The sequence below is a fragment of the Streptomyces sp. NRRL F-4489 genome (assembly GCF_001509485.1).
Taxonomy (GTDB): Bacteria; Actinomycetota; Actinomycetes; order Streptomycetales; family Streptomycetaceae; genus Streptomyces.
The window spans coordinates 1-6,581 of record NZ_LLZI01000086.1; the positions used below are offsets into that span (position 1 = coordinate 1).

General features: G+C 73.7%; 5 protein-coding genes. 4 read left to right on the forward strand and 1 reads right to left on the reverse strand.

Annotated features, from left to right (window positions below; all coding sequences use genetic code 11):
• Positions 1-419: 419 nt before the first annotated feature.
• The 3 genes from ADL22_RS09220 to ADL22_RS09230 all read left to right on the forward strand — a co-directional run bounded on the left by ADL22_RS09220 (position 420) and on the right by ADL22_RS09230 (position 3,960).
• Positions 420-1,925, forward strand: a complete 1,506-nt coding sequence (locus ADL22_RS09220; RefSeq protein ID WP_066975635.1) for an acyl-CoA synthetase — start codon at positions 420-422, stop codon at positions 1,923-1,925.
• Complete coding sequence (locus tag ADL22_RS09225; protein WP_066975637.1) at positions 1,918-3,378, forward strand: carboxyl transferase domain-containing protein; 1,461 nt, start codon at positions 1,918-1,920, stop codon at positions 3,376-3,378. Before ADL22_RS09220 ends, ADL22_RS09225 begins: the two co-directional genes overlap by 8 nt.
• A 231-nt stretch (positions 3,379-3,609) precedes the next feature.
• Positions 3,610-3,960, forward strand: a complete 351-nt coding sequence (locus ADL22_RS09230) for a hypothetical protein (protein ID WP_066975643.1) — start codon at positions 3,610-3,612, stop codon at positions 3,958-3,960.
• Between the two features lie 484 nt (positions 3,961-4,444).
• Here ADL22_RS09230 and ADL22_RS09235 read toward each other — a convergent pair whose 3' ends face one another.
• A complete protein-coding gene (locus ADL22_RS09235) occupies positions 4,445-5,377 on the reverse strand; it encodes a LysR family transcriptional regulator (protein ID WP_066975639.1) in 933 nt (310 codons plus the stop codon).
• 74 nt (positions 5,378-5,451) lie between these two features.
• Here ADL22_RS09235 and ADL22_RS09240 point away from each other — a divergent pair, with 74 nt between their 5' ends.
• On the forward strand, positions 5,452-6,489 hold the full coding sequence (locus ADL22_RS09240) for a DMT family transporter (RefSeq protein WP_066975641.1): 1,038 nt from the start codon (positions 5,452-5,454) through the stop codon (positions 6,487-6,489).
• The last annotated feature ends 92 nt before the right edge of the window (positions 6,490-6,581 follow it).

Here is a 6,581-nt window from a genome sequence, read left to right on the forward strand (position 1 = left end):
GGCCGCGTACGCGGGCTGCCGTGAGCGGTGGCGGGTGCCGGGCGCGGACGGCAGGCGGCGGGCCGTGGGCAGCAGACGGCCCTGGGCGGCGGGCGACGTACGGCCCTCAGCGGGCGGCGGGCCGTGGTCAGCGTCCGACCGTCAGCGGGCGGCGGCCACCACCCGGCGACCGCCCGACAGCGATCACCCACCGGAACCCAGCAACCGCCAACGGGGAGCTGGCGACCGCCAACGGGCAGCCGGCAACCGGCAACCGGCGTCCGCAAAGCTCTCGGGAGTTATCCACAGGCCGGCGGCGCGCCCGTCGCGATGTCAGCGGTCTCTGCGAGAGTGGAGTACGTCAGCCCGATCCGCGCGGCGGCGCGTGCGGGACAGCGACAGCCCGGCCCCGGCCGGCGCCCGACGACGAAGGAGACCCGGTGAACGTCCTCTTCCCCGCCCTCCGCGACGGCTCCCCCGCCCCCGCCCTGCGCTTCGGCGACCGCGCGCTCAGCCACCGCCAACTCGCCGTGGTGGCGGGCCCGCTCGCCGAGCGGATCGGCGAGCTGACGCCCGGCGGCCGGGCCCGTATCGCCGTCTGGGCGACGCCGACACTGGAGACGTCGGTCGGCGTGGTCGCCGCCCTGCTCGCCGGAGTCGCCGCGGTCCCGGTGAACCCCAGAATCGGCGAGCGCGAGCTGGCGCACATCGTGGCCGACAGCGCGCCCGCCCTCGTCCTGGCCGCGCCGGACGCCGAGCTCCCCGGCCCGCTCGCCGCGCTGCCCCGCCTCGACGTGGCCGTCACCGTGCCCGGCGAGGAGACCCCGCCCGGCCCGCTCCCGGCCGAGCCCGGCGACGAGTCCCCCGCCCTGATCGTCTACACCTCCGGCACGACCGGCCCGCCCAAGGGCGTCGTCCTCCCCCGGCGCGCCATCGCCCACACCCTCGACGCGCTGGAGGACGCCTGGCAGTGGACCGCCGACGACGTCCTGGTGCACGCCCTGCCGCTGTTCCACGTCCACGGCCTGATCCTGGGCGTCCTCGGCCCGCTGCGCCGCGGCGGCAGCGTCCACCACCTGGGCCGGTTCAGCACCGAGGCGGTCGCCCGGGAGCTCGCCGCGGACGGCACGATGCTGTTCGGCGTCCCGACGATGTACCACCGCCTCGCCCTGGACGCCGGGGAGGATCCAGCGCTGGCCAAGGCGCTGGCCCGGGCCCGGCTGCTGGTCTCCGGCTCGGCGGCGCTGCCGCTCACCGACCACGAGCGGCTCACCGCCGCCACCGGCCGCCGCGTGATCGAGCGCTACGGCATGACCGAAACGCTGATGAACACCAGCGTCCGCGCCGACGCCCCGGACGCCACCGGCACGGTGGGGGTCCCGTTGCCGGGGGTCTACGTCCGGCTCGTCGATGACGCGGGCCAAGCGGTGGAGGCCGGCGACGGCGAGACGGTCGGCGAGATCCAGGTCCGGGGCCCGAACCTCTTCACCGAGTACCTCAACCGCCCCGACGCCACCGCCGCGGCGTTCGACGGCGGCTGGTTCCGCACCGGCGACATGGCCGTCCGGGACGCGGCCGGCAACTACCGCATCGTCGGCCGCAAGGCCACCGACCTCATCAAGAGCGGCGGCTACAAGATCGGCGCCGGCGAGATCGAGAACGCCCTCCTCGCCCACCCCGGCGTCGCCGAGGCCGCCGTCACCGGCGAACGGGACGAGGACCTCGGCGAACGGATCGTCGCCTGGATCGTGCCCGAGACCGGCCCCGGTGCCGGCCCGGCCCCCTCCGCCCAGGAGCTCACCGACCACGTCGCCCGCCAGCTGGCCCCCCACAAACGCCCCCGCACCGTGCACTTCCTCACCGCCCTCCCCCGCAATGACATGGGCAAGATCCTCAAGCGGGAGCTGCGCCCCGCCGCGCCCCCGGCCGGAGGCCCCGATGCCTGACCACCCGCGCCCCGGCGCCGCTCCCGCGCCCCGCATCCGCCTGACCGCCCGCCAGGCCATCGCCGCGGTCACCGACTCCGCCACCGAGTTCACCCCCGCCGACGCCCCCGGCCCGCCCGGCGGCGCCGGCCCGCCCGACGGCCCCCTCGGCTGGGACGGCTACGACGCCGCCCGGGAGCGCGCCCGCACCCGCACCGGCGAGGACGAGTCGGTGGTCACCGCGCTCGCCGGCACCGGCGGCACGGACCTGGTGATCATCGCCTTCGAGTTCCACTTCCTCGGCGGCTCCCTCGGCGAACGGACCGGCGACCGCCTCGTCGCCGCCTACACGGCCGCCCGCGAGCGCCGCCTGCCCCTGGTCTCCCTGATCGCCACGGGCGGCAGCCGCATGCAGGAGGGCATGCGCGCCCTGTCCCAACTCCAGCGCGTGGCCCGGCAGTCCGCGCTCAACCGCGCCGCGGGCCTGCCCCAGATCGCGGTCCTCCGCGACCCCACCACCGGCGGCGGCTGGGCCACCCTCGGCGCCGGAGCCGATGTGGTTCTGGCCCTGCCCCACGCCCAGGTCGGCTTCGCCGGCTCCCGAGTGCGCCCCCCGGACGCCGATCCGCAGGCCTACTCCGCCGAGGGCCAGCTCGCAGCCGGCCACATCGACGCCGTCGTCCCCGCCGACTCCCTCCGCTCCACCCTCCGCCACTGGCTCCACCTCCTCTCCCCCACCACCGAACCACCCACCACACCCACCTCCGCCCCCACCCCAGCACCGGCACCCGTGCCCCTGGCCCTGGGCACCACTCCCCTGCCCGTCACCGGCTGGGACGCGGTGAACCAGGCCCGCGCCCCGCACCGCCCTCGCGCCGAGGCATACCTCCGCGCATACTTCGACAACTGGCAAGAGATCAGCGGCGACCGATGCGGCGGCCGCGACCCCGGGATGCGCTGCGGATTCGGCCACCGCGACGGCCGCACCATCGCCTTCGCCGCCCAGTGCGGCACGGCCACCCGCCCCGCCGGCTTCCGCACCGCCACCCGCCTGATACGCCTCGCCGACCGGTTCGGCATCCCCGTCCTCACCCTGGTGGACACCCCGGGCGCCGCCAACGACGCGGCCGCCGAGCGCGCCGGCGCCGGCGCGGCCATCGCCGACACCTTCGCCGCCCTCGCCTCCGCCCGCGTCCCCGTCACCTCCCTGCTCATCGGCGAGGGCGGCTCCGGCGGCGCCCTCGCCCTCGCCGCCCCCGACAATCTCTGGGCCACCCCCGACAGCTACTTCTCCGTCATCGCCCCCGAACTCGCCACCGCCATCCTCAAACGCCCCCCAACCGACTCCCAGCAAACCGCCAACCAACTCCACATCCGCCCCCAGGACTTGCTGGAACTCGGCATCATCCGCGGGGTGGTCACGGGACCGGATACCGGGCCGGGGCCGGTGCTTGAGACCGGCCCCGGGGGGTGATGTCCGAGCCGGGGTCCAGGCCGGGACGAGACGAGGGCTCCGGGGCCGAGGAGGAACCCGGCGCCGGGCTTGGGCTGGGCCCCGGCCTGAACCTGCGTCCCCACCGGGCCTGGCCGCGGGCCCAGCGCGGGACTGGCCCGAGGACAGAGCCTGGTGCCCACGATGGGGCGTCACCGGGATGGCGGCTTCGGGCAGCGGAACCGACACGGTGAGGTGATCGTCAAACAAGGCATGCCTTCCGTTCTCATTCTCGGTTTCGACCCTCACGCCGTGCCTGGTATGGACGGTGACGCCATGGGCGCGGTCCTGAACAAGGAACTGGCCCGTTTCGGCGAACATGCCATCGACGCTTCCATGACGCTGATCGCGCCCGACGAATCAGCCGAGCCCACGGTGGTCGCGGCACCGTCCGAGCAAGACTGGGACGTCGTCGTCATCGGCGGCGGAATACGCAAGCCCGAACCCCTCGTGACGTTCTTCGAGCAGGTCGTGAACCTCGTCCGGCGGCATGCGCCAAGGGCCGCGATCGCGTTCAACACCAGCGGCGGCGACAGTGTCGAAGCCGCCAAGCGATGGCTGTGAAGCGCAGCCTTGAGCTGAACCGCCTGCCGGACGCGACGTGGAGGCGACCACACGGGTTCGTCGTGTGTGACGCCGAAGGTGGCGCCCGCTCCCACGCTTCCTCGGCCGACGCCAGAACTACCCGACCGCCCACCGGGCCATCCCCGGCCGGCCTCCGACCGAGCCGCCCAACGAACCACCCCGACAAGCCGCAGCTGCAGCCGTAACACGTCGGCGAGCGCACGCCGGTTGCCACCCGGCAGCCCCCGCTGCCCGTCGAATCTGTGCCAAGAACCAGCCGTTGGTCACCGTGGCCGACACACGATTGGCCGAAGGCCAGCCGTCCGTTGCGCATGGCCGACGCCCGTTAGCTGAGGACGAGCCACCGCTCACGGGCGGCAGACGACCGGCGTTCCTATGGCCGATGGCCAGTGGCCGATCGACGGTTGACCGCCTCCCTGCGCCCAGCGACGCCGACCAATGCACCCACTCCTCGATCGGTCTCTCAGCGGCTGACCGGTTCCCCGCCCATCCCGGCCTCCACCCGCTCCCCGGCCCTTCGGAGCGCCGCGACGGCCGCCCGGATGGAGGGCCGGCGGTCGGCATCCGCGCGCCAGATGGCGTAGACATGGCGCCGCATCGGATGGCGTACCGGCACCACACTGACCCCCTCCGGCACCGGCCCCCGCCCCAGCCGCGGCGCCACCGCAACCCCCAAACCGGCGGCGATCAGCGCCAGTTGGGTGTGATGCTCCTCAGCCAGATGCGCGATCCGTGGCTCCACTCCCTTACTGCGCAGGGTGAACATCAGCCACTCATGACAGAACTCCCCCTGCGGCCACGAGATCCACTCGTCATCCGCGAACTCCTCCAACTCCACCGACCGCCGCCCGGCCAGCGGATGGTCCGACGGCATCGCCACATCGGACGGGTCATCGAGCAGCGGCGCCTTGGCCAACCCATCGGGCAGCGAGAGCGGCCGGTTGTACCAATCCAGCACCACCGCGAGATCGAGATCCCCCCGGACCACTCCACGCACCGAGTCGTCCGGCTCCTTCTCCCGCAACCTGGGCCGCAGCTGTGGATGTTCGGCACGCAACTCGGCCAGCGCGTACGGGAAGAGGCCCCGCGCCGCCGTAGGGAACGCGCCCATCCGCAGTTCACCCACCGGCTGGCCGCGATGCGCCTCCAGCTCGGCCTGCGCCAGCTCGACCTGCGAGAGGATGCGCACCGCATGGTCGGCGAGCAGCCGCCCGGCGTCGGTCAGCCGGACCCCGCGCCCGTTCTTCGCCAGCAGCTGCTGCCCCGTCTCGCGCTCCAGCTTCGCGATCTGCTGGGAGACCGCCGAAGTCGTCACATGCAGCCCCTCGGCGGCCGCGCTCACCGAACCGTGCCGGGCGATCGCGGACAGCGTCCGCAGCCGATCAAGATTCAACATGTAAGCAATGCTACGCGATACCTAGAACGAAAACTCGCTTGTTCTACGAATTTGCGCTGTGCATCTTAGATGCCATGAGCACCACCGACGCGCCCGCCACCGCCACCTCCCCCAGCAACGGCCCAGCCCCCGCCCCGGCGACCCCCACCGTGCCGGCACCCCGCACCGCGACCGCGCGCGCACGGACAGCGACCGCCGCGCGCCCCGACACGCCCCCGCGCTCCGCCCCGCGCCGCACCTTCGGCTGGCAGCTCCGCTTCGCCTTCCTCTGCCTGGTCTGGGGCTTCAGCTTCCTCTTCATGAAGGTCGGGACCGAAGGGTTCGCGCCACTCCAGGTCAGCCTGGGCCGCGTGGCGTTCGGCGCGCTGGTGCTCCTGGCGATCCTGGCGTTCAAGCGCGAACGGCTCCCCCGCTCACCCCGCACCTGGGGCCATCTCGCCGTCGCCGCGTTCCTCCTCAACGCGCTGCCGTTCTCGCTCTTCGCCTACTCCGAGCTGACCATCCCCTCCACCCTGGCCAGCATCTGCAACGCCACCTCGCCCCTGTGGGGCATGGCCCTGTCGGTGGTCGCCCTCTCGGAGGACCGGCCCACCCGGCGGCGCGTCGCGGGCCTCGGCATCGGCTTCCTGGGCGTCCTCACCGTCCTCGGCGCCTGGCAGGGCTTCTCCGGCACCGACCTGACCGGCACCGCCATGGCCCTGGGCGCTTCCCTGAGCTACCCCATCGGCTGGATCTACGTCCGCCGCACCCTCGCCGGCGCCCAGCACTCGCACCTTTCCATGTCGAGCACCCAGCTGCTGCTCGCCACGCTCCAACTGGCCGTCGTGTCAGCCCTGTTCACCCCGGCCCCGACCAGCTTCCCGCTCCTCCCCGTGCTCGCCGTCGTCGCCCTCGGCGCCTTCGGCACCGGCGTCGCGTTCCTCCTCCAGTACGGGCTGGTCGCGGAAGTCGGCCCCACCACCGCCCAGATGGTCACCTACTTCGTCCCGGTCATCGCCACCGCGTCCGGCGTGGCCCTCCTCAACGAACACCTCTCCTGGAACACCCCCGTGGGCGCCCTCATCGTCCTCGCCGGCGCCGCCCTCACCCAAAGCAAGCCCCGAACTCCCTAACCACCCCACCCCGTCCCCAAGGCCTCACCCAAGCCGAGGGCACCCCCTCACAGGCCCCAACCAGCCCCCACCCCTACCCGGCCGTGACATCC

What these genes read in the sequence shown, in the direction of transcription:
- ADL22_RS09240 (WP_066975641.1), top strand. Translation starts at nt 5,452, where the DNA reads ATGAGCACCACCGACGCGCCCGCCACCGCCACCTCCCCCAGCAACGGC.
- ADL22_RS09230 (WP_066975643.1), top strand. Translation starts at nt 3,610, where the DNA reads ATGCCTTCCGTTCTCATTCTCGGTTTCGACCCTCACGCCGTGCCTGGT.
- ADL22_RS09235 (WP_066975639.1), bottom strand. Translation starts at nt 5,377, where the DNA reads ATGTTGAATCTTGATCGGCTGCGGACGCTGTCCGCGATCGCCCGGCAC.
- ADL22_RS09225 (WP_066975637.1), top strand. Translation starts at nt 1,918, where the DNA reads ATGCCTGACCACCCGCGCCCCGGCGCCGCTCCCGCGCCCCGCATCCGC.